The organism is Ruegeria sp. YTSB088, assembly GCF_059609825.1.
Window position 1 is genome coordinate 161,259 of the sequence record NZ_JBXWMM010000004.1, and the last position, 22,697, is coordinate 183,955.

Consider the following 22,697-nt stretch of genomic DNA (forward strand, 5'->3'; position numbering starts at 1 on the left):
TCAATAAGAAAGCCGGAGCCACCAATCAGGCGGCTCCGGTTGGTGAGTGGTGGTTTATTCGACGCTCACACCATAAAAGATGTGGCCGCCAAGCGGGTGCACTTTATAGCCTTGCACCTTGTTGCTCATCGGCATGTAAACAACTGAATGCGCGATGGTTGCCCACGGAGCCTGCTCTTTGAACACAACCTGCGCTTCTTCATACAGTTTGGTCCGCTCGGCCTGATCCGTGCTTTGCTTGGCCTTCAGGATCAGGTCTTCGAAGGGCTGGTGACACCACTGCGCCCGGTTGGATGCTTCGACCCCGTCACAGCCCAGCAAAACCGCCAGGAAGTTATCCGGGTCGCCATTGTCCCCGGTCCAGCCCAGCAGAACGGCACCGTCCCGGTTCAGTTCTTTCGAGCGAGACAGGTATTCACCCCATTCGTACGAAACGACTTCGGCACCCACACCGACCTTGGCGAAATCCGCCTGGATAAGCTCGGCCATACGACGGGCATTCGGGTTGTAGGGGCGCTGGACAGGCATTGCCCAGATTTTCATCGACAGGTCCGAAATACCTTCGGCCTCCAGCATCGCTTTGGCGGCTTCGGGATCATAGGGATCGTCCACGATGGCGTCATTGTAGCCCCACATGGTAGGCGGGATCGGGTTCTTGGCCACCTGGCCCGAGCCCTGGAAGACCACGTCGATGATCGCCTGCTTGTCGATCGCCATGTTCAGCGCTTTACGCACCTTCGGATTGTCGAACGGCGCCATCGTGGTGTTGTAGGCCAGATATCCGACGTTCAGGCCCTCTTGTTCCAACATGCTTATGTCCGGATCATCCTTCATTGCCTGAATGTCAGCAGGGTTCGGATAGGGCATCACGTGACATTCGCCGGCTTTCAGCTTTTGATAACGCACAGATGCATCCGGTGTGATGGCAAAGATCAGGTTTTCGACCTGCGCCGGGTCTTTCCAATACTCGCCATTGGCCGCGTAACGGATCACCGCGTCTTTTTGATAAGCCACAAACGAGAATGGTCCGGTACCGATGGGTGCTGTATTCAGTTTTTCCGGCGTTCCGGCCTCCATCATTGCCTCGGCATATTCCGCGGACACGATCGAAGCAAAGTCCATCGCCATATTGGCGACAAATGGCGCTTCTGGTTTGGACAGAGTAAATTTCACTGTGTAGTCATCGATTTTTTCGATGGACTCGACCAGATCAGGCATCCCCATTCCCTGGAAATACTCCCAGGTTCCACCCGATATTTGATGATAAGGATGGGTTTCGTCTTTCTGACGCATGAACGAATAAATTACGTCATCCGCATTGAAATCGCGGGTCGGAGTAAATTCTTCGTTCGAATGGAACTTGACGCCCTGACGCAATTTGAAAGTGTATTCCAGACCGTCATCGCTGGCCTCGACACTTTCAGCCAGACCGGGGACCACATTGGTCGTGCCAGTTTCAAATTCAAGCAACCGATTGTAGATCGGATGTGAAGAGGCATCAAAGGTTGTGCCTGCGGTGTATAGTGCAGGATCGAACCCTTCAGGCGATCCTTCGGAACAATAAACCAGAGTATTAGCCTGCGCCACGGCACCCGTCAGAGCGATCGCAGTGGTTGCGGCCAGAAGTTTGAGTTTCATGATTTTCTCCCAGAAAAGGACTTTTCAAGACAATCGCATGGCTCTTTGTCGTCAGAGCATTCAGTGACAGCATAGGTCGTTGCGATCCCTCTGCTTAATGTATCCAAAATACAAAATATAATGTCAACAGTGTCTTTCTGCGGATGTCTCTGACGACCGTTTCTGCCGCCGCTAACTGTGTCCGGAATTTCATTCTTAACTCCTATACGCAATTAGCCTATTCTGTTCCGTGGGTGGTGATCGCAGACACTCATTGTCCGAGCGCTCACTTTTTGTTTGTATGAGTAACCGCGCGCCAATCTTGTGAAGGAGGGCTTGCCAAAAGCTTTGCTGCGCGCCCCTTCATGGCTGCGGACGCAGGATCCCCGCCCCGTTCTCCATCGGCCACCTCAAACAATGCTATGGCCTGCTCGAAGCGGCCTGCTCGATAATACGCAAGACCTTTTTCGTATGTCTCAATCCACTCAAATGATCCCTCAAAACTATCGGCCATCGCAATCAGTTCATAGACGACCAGTTCTTCGGTCCGTCCGAAAACTGTAAGCGTGTCCAGCTCTCGCACGACAATTGCTTCCGCCGCTTCGCGCCTCGTCTCGGGACCAATCAGAATGCGTGTGCCATAATCCTTGTTCGCCCCTTCCAAACGGCTGGCAACATTCACAACGTCACCTATAGCGGTGTAATTCAACCGCTGTTCTGACCCAATGTTGCCAACCAAAGCTTCACCGCTGTTTAGCCCGATCCTGACACGCAGGGAATTTCCTGCCTCGTCCTCGATGCCCGCATCTTCCACGGTCGCGACAAGATCCAGTGCCGCGCGGCAGGCATTCTCGGCATGGAGGGCATCCATACGCGGCGCCCCCCAGATCGCCATAACCGCGTCACCCATGAATTTATCGATCGTCCCATCATGGCGCGCGACGGCTGCGGCTGCCGCCGTGAAAAAAGGCTCCATCAACTGGATGATTTTGGGGCCGAGCTTTTCCGACAACCCGGTGAATCCGGTCACATCACAGAACAACACGGAGATCTGCTTCATATCGCCGCCCGGCTGTGTCTTGATACCCTCGGCGACCAGCATCTTCACAAGATCGGTAGGCACATATTTTCGGAACGCGGACAACCCTGCGGCCATGCTGGCAGTGGCTGCTGACAGATTGGCCAGCTCGGACAGGTTGGAAGGCCTGCGTGAAATGTGTTCGACATCAAAGCGTTCGATTTTGCTCAGGTCTTCTGCGATGCGCGCCAATGGGTTGGCCACAATTCTACGGATCAACCAGATCGCCAGAGCGGTTGAGACGATCACGACCCCGATCAGGATATAGATCAAGTCTATCAAGGTTTCATCGATACCCGACAAGAAGGCCGATTCCGGAATGACCGTTGCGACGCGCCACCCGTAAAAACCCAAAGGCGTAAGGGCTACCGCATAAGGAACGCCATCGATCACCACGCGTTTCGTCGAACTGCCCGCAGTTTTGCCATCCGGGTCACCCAACAGTTTTTCCCCCGAGATCTTGGCAACCTCGTATAGCTCGCCCTCGCCCATGCGCGCAGGTGTAACTTCGTCCGCTTTTGCGTCGGGAACAGCTATTACTTTGCCATCGGCATCCAGAATAAAGGCGGCTCCAAATTCGCCAGGCTCGAGCGTCGCCAGAAACCGTGACAAACGGTCGGTTTCGATTGCGACCGCAAGGACACCCTGCCGTGTCCTGCTTGCATCAATCGGTCCTGCGAATGCGTATACAGTCTTGTCACTGCCCGGCAGATCGCGCGCTTCGATCCATCCCATCGTGTCCAGAGACATAAAATTACTGAACCAGGCATGATCGCGAGGATCATAGGACGTCTGAGCGAACTTCCTTTCTTCGAACTGGATATCCCCGGGGATAAAAATATACCGATCGGTTCGCAGTTTCCGGTCGCGGATATCCTTGTCGATCTCTATCATCTCAAGCCCGCTGTCGCCCAACCGATGCGACGCGAAAAAATTGCCGTCCGGCCAACCAAAGAAAATCCAGGAGATATTCGGCTGCGCCTGTAACTGAGATAAAAAAACGAACTCTCGCTTATCGGCCTGCCGTGTTGCGATGACATTCTGTACAAAGATCGTGCGCACCGCCGACCATGCAGCTTCGGCGGATCTGAGGGTTGCCCCGACTTCGATGCGAACGGCATTCGCAATCTGGCTGTTGATCTCAGCTGCAAGCATGCGGCTGTTGTCACGCGCGGTCGTCCACCACAGCGAATGAACAACAAATGTCGACACACCGATGGATACGGCGACCAGCATAGATACAGCAATGCCGACGCTAAACCGCATGAAAACCCCGCAAAAGCCTGACTTGTACCACAGTATTCGATTGAGATCGCAAGAAGAGCAAAGCTTACTTTGCTCCAGCCCTGCAAAATCACGCAACTGTTAAGCTAATGTGTCTTCCCCGACAGGAATTCAGAGCAGTTGGTCACCTCATCCGAGGGGAAGTATGATCCACGCAGACGGCCATTAGCCAAAGCCCAGAGGCCAGACCTTGGCCGTGCCTCAATTCAATAGCCTTCTGACTGGGATTTGCGACGTTTGGGGACTGCGTTGCCACCTTTGGCGGACTTTGTGGCCGCAGCGCGTGCACGGTTCTTCTTGCTGCTTGGCTTGCCCTTCGGCGGCGGTGGGCCTTTCGGGGCATCTCCGGCTGGCTTGGCGTGACCACTCTTTTTCTCTACGCTCCCGGCCTTGCGCTTTTTCGGTTTTGCGCCCGAAGCCTTGAACTTACTTTTTGTATCGTCGTCCGACGCTCGGAGGGTTTCTGTTGCGCGCACGGTCTTTGCCGACTGGGCCTCGGGTTTGGGCTGGCGGCGAGGGGCTTTCCGCTCAGCCGGAGCAGCGTCCCTTTTCTGTCCCGAAGGCCTGCCTTTGAACTTGCGATCAAGACCGGGCCGACCGGTTGACGACAGGTCTGGTGCTTTGTTCAACCGCACAAGGTCCTTGGTCCCTTCTATCTTCATATCTGGACCAAGGCTGGTCAGAAATCTGTCGACACTGCCTTCGCGGATTTCGACATAGGTTACATCATCGGCAATCCGGATGGCTCCGATATCATCTTTCGTGAGATCGCCCGCCTTGCATATCATCGGCAGCATGTGACGTGGGGATGCGTTCTGATTGCGCCCCTCGGACACTGAAAACCAGACGCTGGGGCCAAAAGATGCGCGCGGTTTTGGCGAGCGTTGATCGACCGCTGACAGCTCCTCCGGGGCGGAATGGCGCAGTTTGTATTGCCTGAGGTAGGCGGCTGCGATTTGTTCGGGCGTAAAACTTTCAATCAGTTTCTCAACCGACGGGCGTTCGCTTTCCGTGATTTCAGCCTGCCAGTCCTCTGATGCAAACATCCGGGCCTGATCGCGATCGTTCACCTCTTCGGCGGACGGGGCCGATCCCCAATCTGCTGTCAGCTTGGCAAATTTCAGAATACGCTCCGCCTTTTTACGCGATGATGGCTCTACGATCAGCGTACTGACACCCTTGCGCCCGGCGCGGCCTGTACGGCCAGAACGGTGCAGCAGTGTTTCATGGCTGTTGGGCAGTTCGGCATGGACCACCAGATCAAGGTTGGGCAGATCGATGCCGCGGGCCGCAACATCGGTTGCCACGCAGACGCGGGCTCGCCCATCGCGCATTGCTTGCAACGCGTTGGATCGTTCGCTCTGGGTCAATTCACCGGACAGGGCCACGACTGAAAAGCCCCGGTTGGACAGGCGTGCTGTCAGGCGCGAAACCATCGCACGGGTGTTGCAGAAAACGATGGCATTGGGGGCCTCGTAATACCGCAGCACATTGATAATCGCGTTTTCACCGTCACGCGGGGCCACCATCATGGCACGATACTCGATATCCGCGTGCTGTGTCTGTTCGCTGACCGTGCTCACACGCGCTGCGTCGCGCTGATACCGCTTGGCCAGATTGGCAATTGCGCGTGGCACAGTGGCAGAAAACAACAACGTCTGACGATCTGCAGGTGTTTCATCAAGGATGAACTCAAGATCCTCGCGGAACCCCAGATCCAGCATTTCATCGGCTTCGTCCAGTACAACCGCGCGGATAGCGGTCAAATCGATTGAACCCCGATTGATATGGTCACGAAGTCGCCCCGGAGTGGCCACAACGATATGGGCGCCTCTGGCCAATGCGCGACGCTCATCCCGAATGTCCATACCCCCGACGCAGGAGGCCAGAAACGCACCTGCCCCGGAATACAACCAGCCAAGTTCCCGCTTCACCTGCAGTGCCAGTTCCCGGGTCGGCGCAACAACCAGCGCCAACGGCGCTTCGGGCTTGCCGAGCGTTTCTTCCTCCCCCAGCACCCTGTGCGCAATCGCAAGTCCAAACCCAATGGTTTTCCCTGATCCGGTCTGGGCCGATACCAGCATGTCACGCCCTTCCAGCTCGGGCTGGGTGACAGCGCGCTGAACTTGGGTCAATGTTTCATAGCCCTTGCGCGCTAGCGCATCTGCAATGGTTTGTTTCACGGTGGTGGTTCTTTGTATCGGCCAGGTGATAGAAGCTGTGCGGAATTGCGATCAGCGGATCATCCAAGGGTAAAGACAGCCCCATACCGGTTGCCATCCCTATTGTATAGACAGGAATACGGACATTTTCGCCGAAAAGCTTCCCAGTTGGGAACACCGAGGCGGATCGGACGCCGCGCCCCCCGACAGAACCAGACAGCGTCAATTTTCCCGCAACGCCGTCTCAATGTTTAACATTATTGACGGCGGATGACTGACGTCGAACGTCGGAATTCCGCCTCGGACGTTCACGATCAGGCCGATCACTTCGATGACGCGGCCCTCGTCGACCCTCTACGGACCAAACAGGGTCGGAGCGGGCTCGTTCTTGATCTTATTGAACCGAACTCAAGTCCCCGTCGCCCAATGAAGAACTCTACCCCGGGTCAAGCCATTCACTTTTTCGACGATGGCATCGGCGTCAATACAGTGGTGGCGATAGAGATCACCGATCGTTCCTGTCTGACCAAAGTGTTCGACGCCCATCGGAATGGTCTGATGACCGCACACAGCGCCCAGCCATGACAATGTTGCAGGGTGCCCATCAATCACGGTGACCAGATTGCAGTGCGGCGGCAGGCCAGACATCAGGGTTTCGATGTGGGAAAGTGCTGCCGGGTTGCCGCGCGAGCGCGCGCGTTGCGCCGCCGTCCACCCTGCATTCAGCCGATCTGCAGACGTCACGGCCAATACGCCGATATCGCGACGGCCTTCACCAATCATGCCAGCGGCCTTGATTGCTTCGGGCACGACCGCTCCCTGATAGACGATTGCAACTTCGCAATTTGGTCCCGGTTTCCGTAACCAGTATGCGCCGTCAATGGCGCCCTGTCGAAACTCGTCATCCACGCGTTTGCCCGGTTGTTCAATCGGGTTGGTCGTCAGACGCAGATAGACGGAGCCACCAGTTTCGTCTCGCAGCCAAGTGCGCTCGTCCGGTTGTCCTTCACCGTCGCGTTGCAAATAGTCGAAGGCCCATTCCATGATCACCGCCAGTTCATCAGCAAAGGCCGGTTCGAATGCGGCCAGCCCGTCTTGGCTCATCCCGATCAGCGGAGTGCCAATGGATTGATGCGCGCCGCCTTCAGGTGCCAGCGTGACGCCCGACGGCGTTCCAACCAGAAGAAAGCGGGCATCCTGATAGCAGGCGTAGTTCAGCGCATCGAGGCCGCGACTGACAAAGGGGTCGTAAACGGTGCCAATCGGAATCAATCGCTTGCCGAAAAGGGAATGCGACAGACCCGCCGCGCCCAGAAGCAGCATCAGGTTCATTTCGGCGATCCCAAGCTCTATATGCTGCCCTTCCGGCGTGAACTCCCATTTCGCAGTCGATGGGATACGGTGTTCAATGAAGGCGTCGGCTTGCGTGGATCGGGCAAACAGCTTACGCCTGTTTACCCAGGGTCCCAGGTTTGTTGTGCCGGTGACATCCGGGGAGGTTGTCACGATGCGCTCGGCCAGCGGGCCGTCGCCTTTTGACAGATCGTCAAGAATCTTGCCAAACGCCATCTGGGTCGAGATTTCACGGCTGGTGTCGACCTCGATCCGTGGCACATCCAACTTGTCATCAAAATAACGGCGCGGACCTTTGGCAAAGAAAGGCGTATTCGTGAGGAAATCCTTGAGCTTTTCTGGGTTCTGTACTGTCGCAAGCGGCTCCCATTCCTTGCCTTCTGGCACGCCCATATGCGACTGCCACGCGGCGAACTGACTGTTGTTCATCAGCCCTCCGTGATTGTCCTTGTGGCCCGCGATGGGTGTGCCCCATCCTTTGACGGTGTAGGCAAGGAAACATGTCGGGCGATAATGATCGATGGCGGCAAATGTCTGTGCCATGGTCTCGACGCAGTTGCCGCCAAGGTTTTCCATCAGCGCCGCAAGGTCGGCATCCGTCCGCCGTTCGATCAGAGCGGTCACATCCCCCTGATCACCCAGATCATCCATGAGGCGCTGCCGCCATACCGCCCCACCCATGAAGGTCAAAGCCGAGTAGTCCTGATTGGGACACGCGTCGATCCAGTCGCGCAGGCGCTCGCCGCCCGGTTCTTCAAAGGCCGCGCGTTGCAGAACCCCATATTTCACGCGCACGACATCCCAACCGAACGCATCGAAGATTTTCTCGATCCGTTCGAACAGCCCTTCACGGACGATACCGTCCAGTGACTGTCGGTTGTAGTCAATGATCCACCACGTATTGCGCAGGTCGTTCTTCCAGCCTTCCTGCAAAGCCTCATACACATTGCCTTCGTCCAGTTCGGCATCGCCAACAAGGGCCACCATTCGCCCCATTGGCGCGTCTGCCCCCCAGCTTTTGGCCTTGATGTAATCCTGAATGATCGAGGCAAACGAGGTGATCGCGACACCCAAACCCACCGAGCCGGTGGAAAAATCAACGTCGTCGATATCCTTGGTCCGGCTGGGATAGCTTTGCACACCGCCAAAACTACGGAAATTTTCCATCTTCTCGCGGGTTTGATTGCCCATGAGGTATTGCATCGCATGAAAAACCGGAGAGGCATGGGGTTTGACTGCCACCCGGTCTTCAGGGCGCAGCGCTGAAAAATAGAGCGCGGTCATGATCGACACCATCGAAGCAGACGATGCCTGATGGCCACCAACTTTGATCCCATCCACCTTTGGCCGGATGTGGTTGGCATGGTGGATCATCCAATGCGACAACCATAGCAAGCGCTGTTCGACGATCTTCAACTGGGTGGGATCAATGTGCATGGCGGTCTCCTGGTTCAGGCAGCGCTGCGGGCAGGATAGGGCAAAGCTTGATCCAGGTCTGCGAGGATATCTTCGACATCTTCAAGCCCGACGGACAAACGGATCAAACCATCGCTAATCCCATGCTCGGCCCGTTCTTCCGGAGTATACGTCGAATGAGTCATGGATGCAGGGTGCTGGATCAGCGTTTCGGCATCGCCCAAGGACACCGCGCGCTGGATCATGTTGAGGCGGTTCATGAATTCAATCCCACCGGACAGGCCGGACTTGATCTCGAACGCGATCATGGCGCCGGATTGGGACATTTGCCGCTGCGCTACGTCGTGCTGGGCAAAGCTTTTCAGCCCGGGGAAATAAACCTCGGCGACGGCGGGATGGGCTTCGAGGAAATCTGCAACGACCCTGGCGGACGCACAGTGACGATCCAGACGCAGGTTCAGTGTTTTCAGTCCGCGCAGGATCAGCATCGCGTTGAAAGGGGCCATGACCGCACCGGTCATATCCTTCATACCGACCAGGCGGATTTCGGCAATCTGTTCGGCGGTGCCAACAACCAGACCGGCGACCACATCGCCATGCCCGCCGAGATATTTGGTGGCAGAGTGCAGAACGATATCCGCCCCGTGCTCGATCGGGCGGGTCAGATAGGGGCTGGCATAGGTGTTGTCGACGACAACCGTTGCGCCTGCCGAATGCGCAATCTCGGCGCTGGCGGCAATGTCCACCAGACGCATGTTCGGGTTGGCCGGAGTTTCGAAATAGACAACGCGGGTATTCTCGGAAACCGCCGCTTTTAGGTTCTCGGGGTCTGTCATGTCGACATGGGTGATTTTGACCCCCCATTTTGCCAAACCGTGGCGCATGAAAGCGAAGGTGCAGCCATAGAGTGTTTTGTCCACGATGACTTCGTCCCCTGGCGACAGCAGGGTCCAAAGCACTGCCGTTATCGCCCCCATGCCGCTGGAAAGGGCCAGTCCGGCCTCGGCACCTTCAAGCACGGCAATGCGTTGTTCTAGAAGGTCACATGTGGGGTTCGAAATACGGCTGTAGATATGACCTGCGCGTTCACCGGCGAACATCTCTCCACCAGCCTCTGCGGTTTCGAAGGTAAACGTGGACGTCAAATGCAGCGGTGGCGTAAGCGCGCCTTCATTTTCCAAAGGGTTATAAGCGTGGTGAATGGCGCGGGTGGCAAATCCGGTTGAACGAGTCATTGCAAGCTCCTGTTTCAAGCTGACGCCAGTTTGAGCTTTTACTTTGGGCTTTTGCTTGCAAATAATACCAAGAATACGACTAATATTGGCATTTTCTGCCAAGATTGAGGTTGAAATGGACGATAAAGACAGACAAATCATTCGGGCGCTGCAAAAGGACGGGCGCATGACGAACCAGGATCTTGCCGACGAGGTGAACTTGTCTCCATCGCCGTGTCTGCGCCGGGTCAAGAACCTCGAGTCTCGCGGAATCATAAAGGGTTACAGCGCAGATGTGGACGCCGCCGCGTACGGCATAGGCATTACCGTTTTTGTGCGGATCCGGTTGGAGCGGCACAATGAAACGGACGTTCAGAATTTCGAGAAACGCGTTCGGATGATCGACGAAGTTCTCGAATGCCACGTGCTGACCGGGGCGATGGACTACCAGTTGCGGGTGCTGGTATCGGATCTCGAGGCATATGAGGAGTTCATTCGAAACAGAATTCACCCGATCGGTGGGATTGCCTCGATCGACACAAGCTTTGTTTATGGAACGGTAAAGAAGACCGCTGTTTTTCCGCCCTGACGGAACGCGTCCGCTTAATCTGCGAACTCAGGCTGAGGTGCATGTTTAACAGGCGCTGGGATCAGGGTTCATAGCCAATAGATGACGATGGCGGCGCGGGCGAGTGGATCTTTGAGCCTCTGTGGCACAGGGTTGCGACACGCCGCCAGTCCTTGAGCCTGTCAAACATGGCCTTGACGCGATTGGGCCGCTTGGTGTGCTTCGCAGGCAACCAACACTGTTTGCGACCCTGGATTCAGGCGCGCATCCCAGAGATCAGACATGTTCGCCGCTCGTTTTTCGAACCGTGAACACGCTGACCTGCCAAATTCAATGGGTTCCGGGCCTAGTAGGCGACCATCGTCAACAGCTCATATTCCGCGACCATTTCATCATCCTGCTGAGTCAGGGTGACATGCCAGCGGACTTCGCCGTACTCTTCGTTCCGCTTGGTCTTGGCCTTGACCGTCAACCGCACCTTGATGGTATCACCCGCCTCGACAGGCTTCATGAATCGCAATCCGTCGAGGCCAGTGTTTGCCAGAACCGGGCCCTCGTTCGGTTCAACAAACAATCCGGCTGCAAATGACAAAAGCAGGTAGCCATGGGCCACTCGGCCCGGGAAGAACGGGTTCCGTTCCGCCGCTGCCTGATCCATATGCGCGTAGAACGTATCGCCGGTGAAATTGGCAAAGTGTTCGATGTCTTCCATCGTGATTGTACGGGGCGCTGTGTGGATGGTCTCGCCAATCGCCAGCTCATGGAACCGGCGCGTGAACGGATGGGCTGGCCCTTCGACCTCGGTCGCGCCGGGAACCCATGTGTTCCCGATTGCGGTCAGCAGATCGGGCGATCCCTGAATGGCTGTCCTTTGCATGTAATGCTTCACGCCACGCACACCGCCCATCTCCTCGCCGCCACCAGCGCGCCCGGGACCGCCGTGAACCATATGCGGCAGCGGAGAGCCGTGGCCGGTAGATTCCTTCATCGAGTCGCGATTGTTGAAGTACAGGCGCCCATGATAAGCCCCTGCCCCCATGGCAACGTGCCGTGCCACATCGGCGTCACGGGTTATGACCGACGCCACCAGCGACCCTTGCCCGCGATTTGCCAGTTCGATCGCATGGTCGAGATCGCGATAGCCCATCACAGTGCTGACCGGGCCAAAAGCCTCGGTGTCGTGGACACGCCGGGCCGCATCCGGATTGGCACAATGGTACAGCATCGGCGGCAGGAACGCGCCTTTCTCGGCATCCGCCCCATCAACCACAAAATCAACAGGGTTTCCGAAAACGCGTTCGGCTTCTTGCCCGATGATTGCCACCTTTTCCAGGACATCGCGTTTCTGACCGTTCGAGACCAACGCACCCATGCGTGTCGTTTCCAGCCTAGGGTCACCGATGACCGTTTTGGCCAGCCTCGCGGACAGGGCTTCGATCACCGCCTGCACCAGAGGCTCTGGGGCCATGATCCGACGGATTGCGGTACATTTCTGCCCAGCCTTCGTGGTCATCTCGCGCTGGACTTCTTTAACGAAGAGGTCGAATTCCGGCGTGCCCGGTTCGGCATCAGGGCCGAGGATCGAGCAGTTCAGACTGTCCTGCTCGGCCACGAAACGAACTGAATTCTCCAGAATCACCGGGTTGGAACGCAGTTTTGACGCCGTTTCTGCAGATCCGGTGAAACTGACTACGTCCTGCATGGTCAGACGATCCAGCATATCGCCCAAACCACCCGAAACCAGCTGCAACGCGCCCGCAGGCAAAATGCCGGAGTCCAGCATCAGCCGGACGCATAGTTCGGTTACATAGCACGAGTTCGTTGCCGGCTTTACGATGGCCGGAACGCCTGCCAAGAGTGTCGGGGCCAGCTTTTCCAACATCCCCCAGACAGGAAAGTTGAACGCGTTGATATGAACCGCCACGCCGTGCAACGGGGTGCAGATGTGTTGCCCCAGAAAGGTGCCGTTGCGGGACAGTTGCTCAACCTCACCGTCCAGGTAGACATGTCCGTCCGGCATCTCACGTCGGCCTTTCGAAGCGAAGACGAACATCGTGCCGATGCCGCCGTCAATGTCGATCAAGTGGTCCGACTGTGTAGCACCTGTGCTGAAAGACAGGTCATACATTGCCTGCTTATGCTGACCCAAATGAATGGACAGTGCTTTGAGCATCTTGGCCCGTTCATGGAACGTCATCTTCCGCAGCGCCGGCCCACCGACATTGCGCGCATAGTCCAGCATCCCCTGCACATCCAAGGCGCTATTGCCGGCCGCGGCGATCACCTCGCCTGTGACCGCGCTTGTAATATTGCGGGCACCCGCACCGGGCGAAACCCATTCACCGGCCGCGAAGCTGGAAATCTGTTGGATTGTCATGAGCGTCTCCTCATCTGTTGTGTGATCTTCGCGCAGCCGTATGCCCGTCTCACGAAATCATAATATAAACCGTACGGTCGGTCAATAAATTGGCGAATTGGAATCGAAACCGTACATCTCAGACTTGCGCTGGCAGTCGCGCGAAACCCCGAAACCGAATGCGTCCGCCTCGTTCAGCGCCGTCAGTGATGCGATAGGTCGGAAATCGCGCCAGAAACCGTCCGACGGCCACGCGTCCCTCCATACGCGCCAAGGTCAGGCCAACGCAGGTATGGGGGCCTCCGGCAAACGCATGATGCTTGTTGGGGCGTCGATCCAATACAACTTCATCAGGTTGTTCAAACTGCCGCAGATCGCGATTGGCTGCGCCGATGCACAGGTGAATGTCTGTACCTGCTGGAATGGTCTGACCATGGAACGTCACATCTTCAGTGGTCAGACGGTTGCCAAATTGATTTGGGCTTTCCAGCCGCAGGAACTCGTCCACCGCCGTGTTGATCAGATCCGGATTGGCCAGCAGCTCGGCCCGTTTGTCGCGGTGCCGTTCCAACAGTTCCAATGCGTTGCCGATCAGGTTGGTGGTGGTCTCGTGCCCCGCATTCAGAATGAAAATGCAGTTCTGGTAGAGCTCGACCTCGGTCAGGCCACCATCGGTGTCATCCTGCATCAACCGTGTCAGGACATCCGTCGCAGGATCTCCGGGGTTGGCCCGGCGATCTTCAATGATGTGCCGAAGAAAGTCCTTGAAATCAGAAACCGAGCGGTTGCCCCACTCTTCCTGCTCGGGCGTCAACTGAGGCTCCAATGCGCCCAGTATGGCCAGAGACCAATCCCGCAAAGGCCCGCGTTCTGATCGGGGAATGCCAAGCAGGTTGCCGATGATCTCGATCGGGATGGCCCCGGCGAAATCCTCGATCAATTCTACCGGGCCCTTGGCTTGCATCTCGTCCAGCAACCCATCGACAAGTTGAACCAGGCCCGGTTCCATCTGCCCCAGCGCCCGTGGGTTCATCGCGCCAACCATGACCTTGCGGACGCGGGTATGCAGGGGCGGGTCATTGAACACAAGGCTGGTGGTATGGTGTTCGTACAGCGGGCTGTCGATCCCGTATTTTGGGCCGAAAACCGCCTTTTTATCCGATATGAAACGCACCGTATCCCGGTAAACCAGATCCAGGTCATCATATCGCGACAGGATCACCGATCCGTCGGGCTGCCAGCAGACGGGCGTGTCTTCGCGCAACGCGGCGTAGGTTGGATAGGGATCCGTATGAAACCCGTCCGGGAGCGCTGTCAGAGAGAACATCAGTGACCCATCGCTCCCATTTGTTCGGGAAGGACCAGAACCAGCCAGGGCACCAGAACAATCAGGGCCAGACGGAAGATGTCTGCCACCCAGAACGGGGTGACTCCTTTGAAGATTGTTCCGGTCGATACGTCCCCGACCACGCCTTTCAGAATGAACACGTTCAGGCCCACGGGCGGCGTGATCAAACTGATCTCGGTCACGACGACAACGACAATGCCGAACCAGATCGGATCATATCCCATTGACGTGACCAATGGGAAAAAGATCGGCACCGTAAGCAACAGCATCGACAGCGATTCAAAGACGCATCCCAGAATAATGTAGATCCCGAGGATCATCAGGATCACGACGAAGGGTTCCACCTCATACGCGGTGACCAGAGCGATCAACGCTTCGGGCAGACCAGCCAGGTTGATGAAATTCGAGAAGATCTGCGCCCCGATCAGAACCGAGAACAGCGCCGCGGCGGTGAAACTGGTTTCCTTCAGCACTTCAAAGGTCGAACCAAGGGTCAGCCCACCGCGCGACAATGCAATCAGGAATGCACCCATCGCGCCCATACCGGCAGCCTCGGTCGGGCTGAACGTCAGGTTCAGAGGATAGAAATCGAACACTCCGTACAAACCGCCGATCACCAGGAAGAACAGCAGCAACACGGCCCAGACCGAGCGCAACGCCGTAAGGCGCTCGCCCCAGCCGTGGCGTTCACCTGCAGGGCCGGACTCGGGCCTGCGCCAAACAGTCCAGCGCACGGCGAACAGATAAAAGAGGATACCAAGTACGCCTGGGATGATGCCAGCAACGAAAAGTTTGCCGATCGAGGTTTCGGTCAGCAGGCCGTAGATCACCAGAATAACCGACGGTGGGATCAGGATGCCCAGCGTGCCACCGGCGGCAATCGACGCCGTTGACAGCTCATCCGCGTACCCATAGCGGCGCATTTCCGGCATCGCGACTTTGGACATGGTCGCAGCCGTTGCCAGCGAGGATCCGCAAATGGCCGAAAAGCCACCGCACGCGGCGACCGTCGCCATTGCGATACCACCGCGGAAGTGACCCAGAAAAGCGTTTGAAACCGCGTATAGTTCGCGCGCGAGCCCGCCCTTGTTCACGAACAGGCCCATGAGGATGAACAGTGGCACGACCGACAGGCCGTAGTCCTGTGCCGTGTCCGTAATCTGACGACCCACCATCGACATCGCGGCCTTCAGTCCGCGCTCGGACAGGATGCTGCCACCGCGCTCATATGCAAACCCAAGCGTCCCCACTAGACCCATCGCAAACACAATGGGCAAGCGTACCAACACAAGAACCAGGACAAGGGCGAAACCGATCAGTGCGGCAGTCATTAGGAGTGCTCCGACAAGGTTTGGGGGGCAAAAATGTACAAAAGACCGGTGATGAACATCGCAACGGCCGTGATTGCAGTGAAGGCGGCGATGAACCAACCAACATAGAAGACCGGGATTGAAAGGTATTCGGTAACGTCGCCGTAATCCCGTGCACGTTCAGCCAAAATCCAGACGCGCTGAATCGGCCAGATCAGCATGATGCCGGACACCAGATAGACGATCGCATCGCGCGCTCTGCTCAGCCGCAAGCGTGAGAAAATTCCATCCGTCAGGTCGACTGCGATTTGCCCTTTCCCTGCCGAGATCATCGGCAAGACCGAGAACACAAGGATCGCCATCAGAATCCGCGTCAGTTCGGTTGCCGCCTCGATCGGAGCATTGAAGACAGAGCGCAGGATAACGTCAAAAAAGGTCATCACCATCAGGATGAACAGCGCCACACAGGCCAGCACCGTCGGAATGATACTGACGCGACGCGCTAAGGTCACGATAGATTGCATGATTGGCCCCCAACGGGTGAAGATGGCTGGCGGGTCAACCCCGCCAGCCGGGCTGCGTTACTGAGCAGCCATTTCGTTAACGATCATGTCATATGCGGCTTGCGCATCAACACCGGTGCCATTGACCTCTTCGATGACCGTGGCGCGCACATCGGCAGCAATCGCATTGAACTTTTCCAGATCTTCAGCGGACGCTGCATTGATCGCGTTGCCCTCGGTCTGTTCGGTCGCCTCACGGCCGATCGCGTCGATCTCATCCCAGATTTTACCGATTTCGCGGCTCAGCGGTTCACCGAAAACCTTTTCTTCCAAAGCAGCCTGCACATCGGCGGGCAGATCCGCAAACGTGTCTTCGTTCATGATAAACGCAAACGACCCGCGATACAGGCCACCCGGAACTTCATAGACATTTTGCGCCACTTCGGTCAGCTTGAAGCCTTTGCGGGATTCAAACGGCATGACGACACCATCAGCAGCTTTCGAAGCGAGTGTCTCGTATACTTTCGGCGCAGGTACCTGGATTCCGGTTGCGCCCAGCGCCGTGCCGACGTCGCCGCCCACACCACCTGGGATACGAACCTTGAGACCCGCCACTTCGTCAAGCGTGGTCACCGGGCTACTGGAGTGAAGCTGTGCCGGGCCATGGGTGTGCAGCGCGACCACTTTAACACCGCGATGTTCGTCCGCCGCCTTGAGATACTGGTCGTATGTACGCCAATACGCGACCGAGGCCGCTTCGGCCGAGCCCTCATATCCGGGCAGCTCAATCATCTTGGTGGTAACGAAACGACCGGGCTGGTATCCATGAAAGATGATCGAAGCATCCGCTGCGCCATCCATGATCAGGTCCATCTGCGCCGGCGGGGGGGCAATTCCCAGCTTCAATTCTGCAGTGACTTTGCCGTCGGTAGCTTCTTCGACCATTTCCACGAACTTCGGCCACATCTTCGCGTTGATGCCGTGGGTTGGCGGTGCCCAGCTGGAAATCGTCAGCGTATAATCCGCCGCCAGTGCCACTGTGCCCGATACGGCCATCGCGGCCGAGGCCAAAAGAGTGCTCAACTTGGTGAATTTCATGGTTTTGTCTCCTCCCTGTGAAACATGACTCGAGAATGCGTTAATGGTCACTTTTGTAACCATCAACATGTTAATAGTTTTCGGATCGACCCGCGACACGCCACGAACCGGGGCTTTCATTCGCTACGGTTAGCATATTTGCGGCGGACCGGCTGTTTCCGATTTCATTGCAATAGTTCATCGGCCCTCCTCTCCAGCGCGGGAAGCCGTATCCATGGATTTGAACCATATCGACGACTTCTGCGTTTTCCGCGGTCCCTTCTTCAATGATCAAAGCGCCTTCGTTGGCCAGAACCGCCAGCAGTCTTGAAGAGATATCTTCGTCCGAAAAAGCCCGTCGGGTGATGCCCTGCTGGTCAGAATAGGCTTCGATCAATGCCTCAACTTCGGAATCCCGAACTGAGTTGCGACTGCCTTCTTCGTAGCGATACCACCCTTTGCCAGTACGCTGGCCAAAACGCTCCATCTCACAAAGCTGGTCTGCGATGGTGACATAGCGTTCATTCGGGTCGCGGTGTGCTGCATTGCGTTTGCGGTTCGCCCAGGCAATTTGAAGACCGGTCAAGTCCTGAAGCTCATAAGGACCCATGGGCATCCCGAACGCCCGCATCGCATGGTCCACCTGATAGGGAAGCGCCCCATCTGCCAGCAGATAATCGGCCGCGCGCCGATAGGCTGCCAACATGCGGTTCCCAATGAACCCATCGCAGATACCCGACAGCACCGAAACCTTGCGAAGCTTTTTCCCAAGCGCGAATCCGGTTGCGACAACTTCGGGAGACGTTTGCGGAGTGTGCACGACCTCGAGCAGCTTCATGACATGGGCCGGGCTAAAGAAATGCAGACCTATGCAACGGGTCTGATTGCCGACGCCCGCGAAAATCTCGAGCGGGTCCAGATAGGACGTATTGGTGGCCAAAATCGCATCGCTGCTCATATGCTTGGCCAGCTCGTCAATTACCTGCTGCTTGACGGACAGGTCTTCAAAAACAGCCTCGATCGCCAGTTCAGCATCCGCAGCTTCTGAATACCGGTTCACCGCACGAAACGAAGCAAGGCGATCCCGAAGCTGCGCCTCGGACATCTTACCTCTCTTGACCGAGCCTTGCAGCAGACTCTCAACCCGATCGTGCGCTGCCGCCGCGGCGTCCGCGTCTCGCTCGATCAACGTCACGGACAGCCCGCCGTTCAGGGCCGCAGTTGCGATCCCTGCCCCCATTAATCCTCCTCCGACAACGGCTATCCGTGTTATGTCACGGGCGGCCACCCCTTTGATCAACGAAGGTTTGGACACGGCACGTTCAGCAAAAAACGCGTAGCGCAAAGCGCGGCTTTCCGGGCTTTGGCGCAACTCCAGATGGCGCGCGCGCTCTTTCGGTTGTGCGGTGGTAAATGGCTCAACCGACCAACCAAGCGCCGTCAGGTTTTCCAACGGCGATTTCTGACCCTTGGCGCGCTTCTTCAAAGCCTGGCGGCTCGCCTTCAACAGATCCGGCGCAAATTCCGCCACAGCACGCTGGCTGACAGGTATTGGGCGTTCGGGCAGGTCGGCAACCAAGTCCAGAACAGCACTCTTGGGGTCTTCGGCGACGCGGTCGACGCCGCCAAGCTCGGCCAGTGTCTCTGCCTTGAGAATTTTGCCCGAACAGGCCATGTCAATTGCAGCCCGCATCCCGACCAGACGCGGCAATCGTTGTGTGCCCCCTGCCCCGGGGATCAAACCCACATTGACTTCCGGCAGGCCAAAACCTGTTCTCGGCGCTGCGATCCGCCATGCACAGGCCATGGCGATTTCGAACCCGCCACCCAGCACGTTGCCATACATGCAAGCGATGAACGGAACCTCGCTGTCTTCGATTTTCTGAACCACGTCAGGCAAATGTGGCTCGGCCGGCGGTGCGTCGAATTCGGACATGTCGCCGCCCGCGACAAAGGTTTTACCAGCGCAACACAGCACGGCCACGCGCGCGCCCTTGACCGCATCAACCGCGTCAGACAGCCCCTGGCGAACACCTGTCGACGTCGCGTTTACCGGCGGGTTGTCAATTGTGACCCACGCCACGTCGCCCTTAAATTCAACGCTCACCAGCGACGACTGCGACATTTGCAATCCCTTTGATCGGTTCAGATTCGGTTCGGGTTTATATATTGACCAACCGTTCGGTTAATGCAATGATTAAGTTGAAACGAGAACAGATGAGACAGTCATGAACGATACGATTCTTGTACAAGACAACGGGAACTGGGTCGAAATCACCCTGAACCGCCCGGACAAGTTGAACTCGTTCAATGAAGAAATGCACATGGCGCTGCAGGATGCACTGAAAGCCGCGCGCGACGGCGGCGCCCGCGCGGTATTGCTGACCGGTGCCGGGCGTGGCTTTTGTGCTGGTCAGGACCTCAGTGATCGCGATCCGTCGAAAATGGATGGCCCGCCGGATTTAAGCAAGACGGTACGCATGTTCTATGGCCCTCTTGTCCGTTTGATCCGGTCGATGAATATCCCGGTGATCTGCGCCGTGAACGGAGTAGCAGCCGGGGCGGGTGCAAATCTTGCGCTGGCCTGTGATATGGTTCTGGCCGCGGAAAGTGCGAAATTCATTCAGAGCTTTTCCAAGGTGGGCCTGATTCCAGACACGGGCGGCAGTTGGCACTTGCCGCGTCTGTTGGGCGAGGCACGCGCCAAGGGGCTGGCCCTGACAGCCCAACCCCTTCTGGCCAAACAAGCCGAAGATTGGGGGTTGATCTGGAAGGCAGTGGCCGACGATCAATTGATGACCGAAGCGCGCGTTCTTGCCGCGCAATTGGCAAACGGCCCTACCCTCGGGCTCGGGCTGACCAAACAGTGCATTCAAACCGCTGCCACCACGTCCCTCTCGGATCAGCTTGAGATCGAAGCGGACGCAATGAAGACCTGCGGGGAAAGCGCGGATTACGCCGAAGGCGTATCCAGTTTTCTTGAAAAGCGGGCACCGAATTTCCAGGGACACTGATGATGACACCCAAGGAACGTGCCACGAGATCCGCTGAAGCGATGTGGGCGAATGACCAAGCCAGCAAATGGTTCGGGATGAATCTGGTCGAAGTCGACGAAGGCCGTGCAGTCCTGACCCTGACAGTCGCGGACCATCACTGCAACGGGCACGGCATTTGCCACGGGGGCGTCACTCATGCCCTGGCCGACAGCGCCTTTGCCTTCGCCTGCAACAGCCGCAACGTGGCAACCGTCGGCCAGCATACGATGATGAGCTATCTCGCGCCCGGAAAAAAAGGGGACCTTCTGACCGCAACCGCGACAGAGGTTGCCGTCACCGGCCGAAGTGGCATCTATGACGTTCGCGTCACCAATCAAGACAACACCCTGATCGCCGAGTTTCGCGGAATGTCCCGCGCGGTTGGCGGGCAGAATTTTCAGGAATAGCTTCGCGACTGGAGGAGTGACGCGATGGAAGACCTTTCCCCAAACAAAGCGGATCTGGACCCGATCGAGATCGCCTCGGTCGACGAAATCCGTGCGACGCAGCTTGAACGCCTCAAATGGTCCGTACGCCACGCCTATGAAAACGTGTCGATGTACAAGCAACGGTTCGACGAATCCGGTGTGCATCCTGACGATCTTCAGCAGCTCTCGGATCTGGCTAAGTTTCCGTTCACGTATAAGAATGATCTGCGTGACAACTATCCGTTCGGCCTGTTCGCCGTTCCACGCAGCCAGATCATTCGTCTGCACGCCTCGTCCGGTACGACAGGCAAACCGACGGTGGTGGGCTACACAAAAAACGACATCGACAATTGGGCGGATCTGGGCGCAAGGTCCCTGCGCGCATCGGGGTTGCGTAAAGGTGACATGGTGCACAACGCCTATGGTTATGGGTTGTTCACCGGCGGTCTTGGCGCACATTACGGGATCGAGCGTCTTGGCGCGACCGTCGTCCCCATGTCCGGCGGGCAAACCGAAAAGCAAGTCAACCTGATCAACGACTTCCGGCCCGACGGGATCATGGTTACGCCCTCCTATATGCTCAATATCCTTGAGCAGTTCCACAAGGTGGGACTCGACCCGCGTGAAAGCTCGCTGAAGGTTGGTGTGTTCGGTGCTGAACCCTGGACTGACGCCATGCGTGCCGAAGTCGAGGCTGCGTTTGATATGCACGCGGTCGATATCTATGGCCTGTCCGAAATCATGGGGCCCGGGGTGGCCAATGAATGCGTTGAAACCAAGGACGGGCCGGTGATCTGGGAAGATCACTTCCTGCCTGAAATCATTGATCCCGCAACCGGAGAGGTCTTGCCCGATGGCGAAACCGGCGAGTTGGTGTTCACGACCCTGACCAAGGAGGGGTTGCCGATGATACGCTATCGAACCCGCGACCTGACCTGCCTGCTGCAGGGTACAGCACGGTCCATGCGCCGTATGGCCAAGATCACCGGTCGCAGCGACGACATGATGATCCTGCGCGGTGTCAACGTCTTTCCCAGCCAGATTGAAGAACAGGTCATGGCAACAGGGGGCCTTGCCCCTTATTATCAGATCGAGCTGTACAAATCCGGCCGCATGGACGCCATGCGGGTTTTTGTTGAATCGTCCCCAGATTCCACCGACGAACTGTCCAAGACAGCCGCAGCACGGATGCTGACGAAGCGGATCAAGGACGTCGTTGGCGTCTCAACGGAAATTGTTGTAGGTGACCCCGGCGACGTCGAACGCTCTCAGGGCAAGGCGAAGCGCGTCGTCGACAATCGCGATAAGGAATAAGCCGTGGCCCGTACAATCGCTAAAGACCACGACCAGAAGCGGGAACAAATCCTTAAAACGGCAGCCAAAGTGTTCGCCGACCAAGGGTTTGATCGCGCCTCCATGACCCTGTTGGCAAAAGAGTGCGGGATTTCCAAGGCAAACATCTACCACTACTATGACAGCAAGGATGCCATCCTGTATGACATCCTCGAAACCTACCTGCGCGAGCTTCGCGACCGCATCTGCAATGTGGACCTGAATGGTCTCACACCTGAGCAGAAGCTGCGGAAAGCGATACGCGAAATCCTGTTTGCCTACCAAGGCGCAGATGACGAACACCGGGTGCAGATCAGCGGCATGAGCGCATTGACCGAGGAACAACAGAAGCTTCTGCGCGGGTATCAGCTGGAATTGGTGAATTTTGTGCGCGACATCCTGAAGGAACTGTCTCCGGAAGCCTTCAACGACAACAGGGACAAGCTGCGCGGCGCCACGATGTCAGTTTTTGGGATGCTGAACTGGTATTACATGTGGAACACCGGAGCAGGGTCCAGGGCCCGCGAAGACTATGCTGATCTGGTCAGCACTCTGACCGTCCATGGTATCCACAAGCTTTAGCTGTGGCCTTCGGACAAAGCTGTTCGAAATCTAT

16 protein-coding genes and 1 pseudogene are annotated in these 22,697 nt (G+C 57.0%); 5 read left to right on the plus strand and 12 right to left on the minus strand.

Features of this window, described 5'->3' with window-relative positions; translation table 11 throughout:
• Positions 1–54: 54 nt before the first annotated feature.
• From AC2FFA_RS08200 to AC2FFA_RS08220, 5 genes are all read right to left on the minus strand, one after another.
• On the minus strand, positions 55–1,638 hold the full coding sequence (locus tag AC2FFA_RS08200; RefSeq protein WP_496851067.1) for an ABC transporter substrate-binding protein: 1,584 nt from the start codon (positions 1,636–1,638) through the stop codon (positions 55–57).
• Positions 1,639–1,903: 265 nt separating this feature from the next.
• Positions 1,904–3,961: an adenylate/guanylate cyclase domain-containing protein gene (locus AC2FFA_RS08205; RefSeq protein ID WP_496851069.1), complete on the minus strand. Its 2,058-nt coding sequence runs from the start codon at positions 3,959–3,961 to the stop codon at positions 1,904–1,906.
• A gap of 224 nt (positions 3,962–4,185) precedes the next feature.
• A complete protein-coding gene (locus AC2FFA_RS08210) occupies positions 4,186–6,162 on the minus strand; it encodes a DEAD/DEAH box helicase (RefSeq protein WP_496851071.1) in 1,977 nt (658 codons plus the stop codon).
• Between the two features lie 387 nt (positions 6,163–6,549).
• Positions 6,550–8,931 (minus strand): thiamine pyrophosphate-binding protein, encoded by a 2,382-nt coding sequence (locus tag AC2FFA_RS08215; RefSeq protein WP_496851073.1) that lies wholly within the window; start codon positions 8,929–8,931, stop codon positions 6,550–6,552.
• A 14-nt stretch (positions 8,932–8,945) separates the two neighbouring features.
• Positions 8,946–10,145 carry a methionine gamma-lyase gene (locus tag AC2FFA_RS08220; RefSeq protein WP_496851075.1) on the minus strand — a complete coding sequence of 400 codons (1,200 nt, stop codon included), beginning with the start codon at positions 10,143–10,145 and terminating at the stop codon, positions 8,946–8,948.
• A 115-nt stretch (positions 10,146–10,260) separates the two neighbouring features.
• Between AC2FFA_RS08220 and AC2FFA_RS08225 the strand changes: the two genes are divergently transcribed.
• Positions 10,261–10,713, plus strand: a complete 453-nt coding sequence (locus AC2FFA_RS08225) for an Lrp/AsnC family transcriptional regulator (protein WP_117873868.1) — start codon at positions 10,261–10,263, stop codon at positions 10,711–10,713.
• Positions 10,714–10,781: 68 nt separating this feature from the next.
• Here AC2FFA_RS08225 and AC2FFA_RS08230 read toward each other — a convergent pair.
• The 7 genes and pseudogenes from AC2FFA_RS08230 to AC2FFA_RS08260 all read right to left on the minus strand — a co-directional run.
• A pseudogene (locus AC2FFA_RS08230) lies at positions 10,782–10,948 on the minus strand (IS5/IS1182 family transposase); the annotation flags it as partial.
• Positions 10,949–11,038: 90 nt separating this feature from the next.
• Positions 11,039–13,069, minus strand: coding sequence for a phenylacetic acid degradation bifunctional protein PaaZ (gene paaZ / locus AC2FFA_RS08235; RefSeq protein WP_496851076.1), 2,031 nt, complete (start codon positions 13,067–13,069; stop codon positions 11,039–11,041).
• Between the two features lie 118 nt (positions 13,070–13,187).
• Positions 13,188–14,375 (minus strand): cytochrome P450, encoded by a 1,188-nt coding sequence (locus AC2FFA_RS08240; protein ID WP_496851077.1) that lies wholly within the window; start codon positions 14,373–14,375, stop codon positions 13,188–13,190.
• A complete protein-coding gene (locus AC2FFA_RS08245) occupies positions 14,375–15,727 on the minus strand; it encodes a TRAP transporter large permease (protein WP_496851079.1) in 1,353 nt (450 codons plus the stop codon). The genes AC2FFA_RS08240 and AC2FFA_RS08245 overlap by 1 nt, the downstream gene beginning before the upstream one ends.
• Positions 15,727–16,230: a TRAP transporter small permease gene (locus AC2FFA_RS08250; protein WP_496851081.1), complete on the minus strand. Its 504-nt coding sequence runs from the start codon at positions 16,228–16,230 to the stop codon at positions 15,727–15,729. The genes AC2FFA_RS08245 and AC2FFA_RS08250 overlap by 1 nt, the downstream gene beginning before the upstream one ends.
• 57 nt (positions 16,231–16,287) lie before the next feature.
• Entirely contained in the window at positions 16,288–17,307 is a 1,020-nt protein-coding gene (locus AC2FFA_RS08255) for a TRAP transporter substrate-binding protein (protein ID WP_299897476.1), read from the minus strand.
• 70 nt (positions 17,308–17,377) lie between these two features.
• On the minus strand, positions 17,378–19,411 hold the full coding sequence (locus tag AC2FFA_RS08260) for an FAD-dependent oxidoreductase (protein WP_496851083.1): 2,034 nt from the start codon (positions 19,409–19,411) through the stop codon (positions 17,378–17,380).
• A 103-nt stretch (positions 19,412–19,514) separates the two neighbouring features.
• Between AC2FFA_RS08260 and paaG the strand changes: the two genes are divergently transcribed.
• The 4 genes from paaG to AC2FFA_RS08280 are packed head-to-tail and all read left to right on the plus strand — an operon-like array spanning position 19,515 to position 22,663.
• A complete protein-coding gene (gene paaG / locus AC2FFA_RS08265) occupies positions 19,515–20,300 on the plus strand; it encodes a 2-(1,2-epoxy-1,2-dihydrophenyl)acetyl-CoA isomerase PaaG (protein WP_117873880.1) in 786 nt (261 codons plus the stop codon).
• A gap of 2 nt (positions 20,301–20,302) precedes the next feature.
• A complete protein-coding gene (gene paaI, locus AC2FFA_RS08270; protein ID WP_117874108.1) occupies positions 20,303–20,728 on the plus strand; it encodes a hydroxyphenylacetyl-CoA thioesterase PaaI in 426 nt (141 codons plus the stop codon).
• Between the two features lie 24 nt (positions 20,729–20,752).
• Entirely contained in the window at positions 20,753–22,063 is a 1,311-nt protein-coding gene (gene paaK, locus AC2FFA_RS08275) for a phenylacetate--CoA ligase PaaK (RefSeq protein ID WP_496851086.1), read from the plus strand.
• Positions 22,064–22,066: 3 nt separating this feature from the next.
• Positions 22,067–22,663, plus strand: coding sequence for a TetR/AcrR family transcriptional regulator (locus AC2FFA_RS08280; RefSeq protein WP_299897484.1), 597 nt, complete (start codon positions 22,067–22,069; stop codon positions 22,661–22,663).
• The last annotated feature ends 34 nt before the right edge of the window (positions 22,664–22,697 follow it).

Bases quoted from the DNA above. Each gene is read 5' to 3' on its own strand.
- AC2FFA_RS08255 (WP_299897476.1), bottom strand. From the start codon at position 17,307: ATGAAATTCACCAAGTTGAGCACTCTTTTGGCCTCGGCCGCGATGGCC.
- AC2FFA_RS08250 (WP_496851081.1), bottom strand. From the start codon at position 16,230: ATGCAATCTATCGTGACCTTAGCGCGTCGCGTCAGTATCATTCCGACG.
- AC2FFA_RS08200 (WP_496851067.1), bottom strand. From the start codon at position 1,638: ATGAAACTCAAACTTCTGGCCGCAACCACTGCGATCGCTCTGACGGGT.
- paaG (WP_117873880.1), top strand. From the start codon at position 19,515: ATGAACGATACGATTCTTGTACAAGACAACGGGAACTGGGTCGAAATC.
- paaK (WP_496851086.1), top strand. From the start codon at position 20,753: ATGGAAGACCTTTCCCCAAACAAAGCGGATCTGGACCCGATCGAGATC.
- AC2FFA_RS08205 (WP_496851069.1), bottom strand. From the start codon at position 3,961: ATGCGGTTTAGCGTCGGCATTGCTGTATCTATGCTGGTCGCCGTATCC.
- AC2FFA_RS08220 (WP_496851075.1), bottom strand. From the start codon at position 10,145: ATGACTCGTTCAACCGGATTTGCCACCCGCGCCATTCACCACGCTTAT.
- AC2FFA_RS08245 (WP_496851079.1), bottom strand. From the start codon at position 15,727: ATGACTGCCGCACTGATCGGTTTCGCCCTTGTCCTGGTTCTTGTGTTG.
- paaI (WP_117874108.1), top strand. From the start codon at position 20,303: ATGACACCCAAGGAACGTGCCACGAGATCCGCTGAAGCGATGTGGGCG.
- AC2FFA_RS08240 (WP_496851077.1), bottom strand. From the start codon at position 14,375: ATGTTCTCTCTGACAGCGCTCCCGGACGGGTTTCATACGGATCCCTAT.
- paaZ (WP_496851076.1), bottom strand. From the start codon at position 13,069: ATGACAATCCAACAGATTTCCAGCTTCGCGGCCGGTGAATGGGTTTCG.
- AC2FFA_RS08215 (WP_496851073.1), bottom strand. From the start codon at position 8,931: ATGCACATTGATCCCACCCAGTTGAAGATCGTCGAACAGCGCTTGCTA.
- AC2FFA_RS08225 (WP_117873868.1), top strand. From the start codon at position 10,261: ATGGACGATAAAGACAGACAAATCATTCGGGCGCTGCAAAAGGACGGG.
- AC2FFA_RS08260 (WP_496851083.1), bottom strand. From the start codon at position 19,411: ATGTCGCAGTCGTCGCTGGTGAGCGTTGAATTTAAGGGCGACGTGGCG.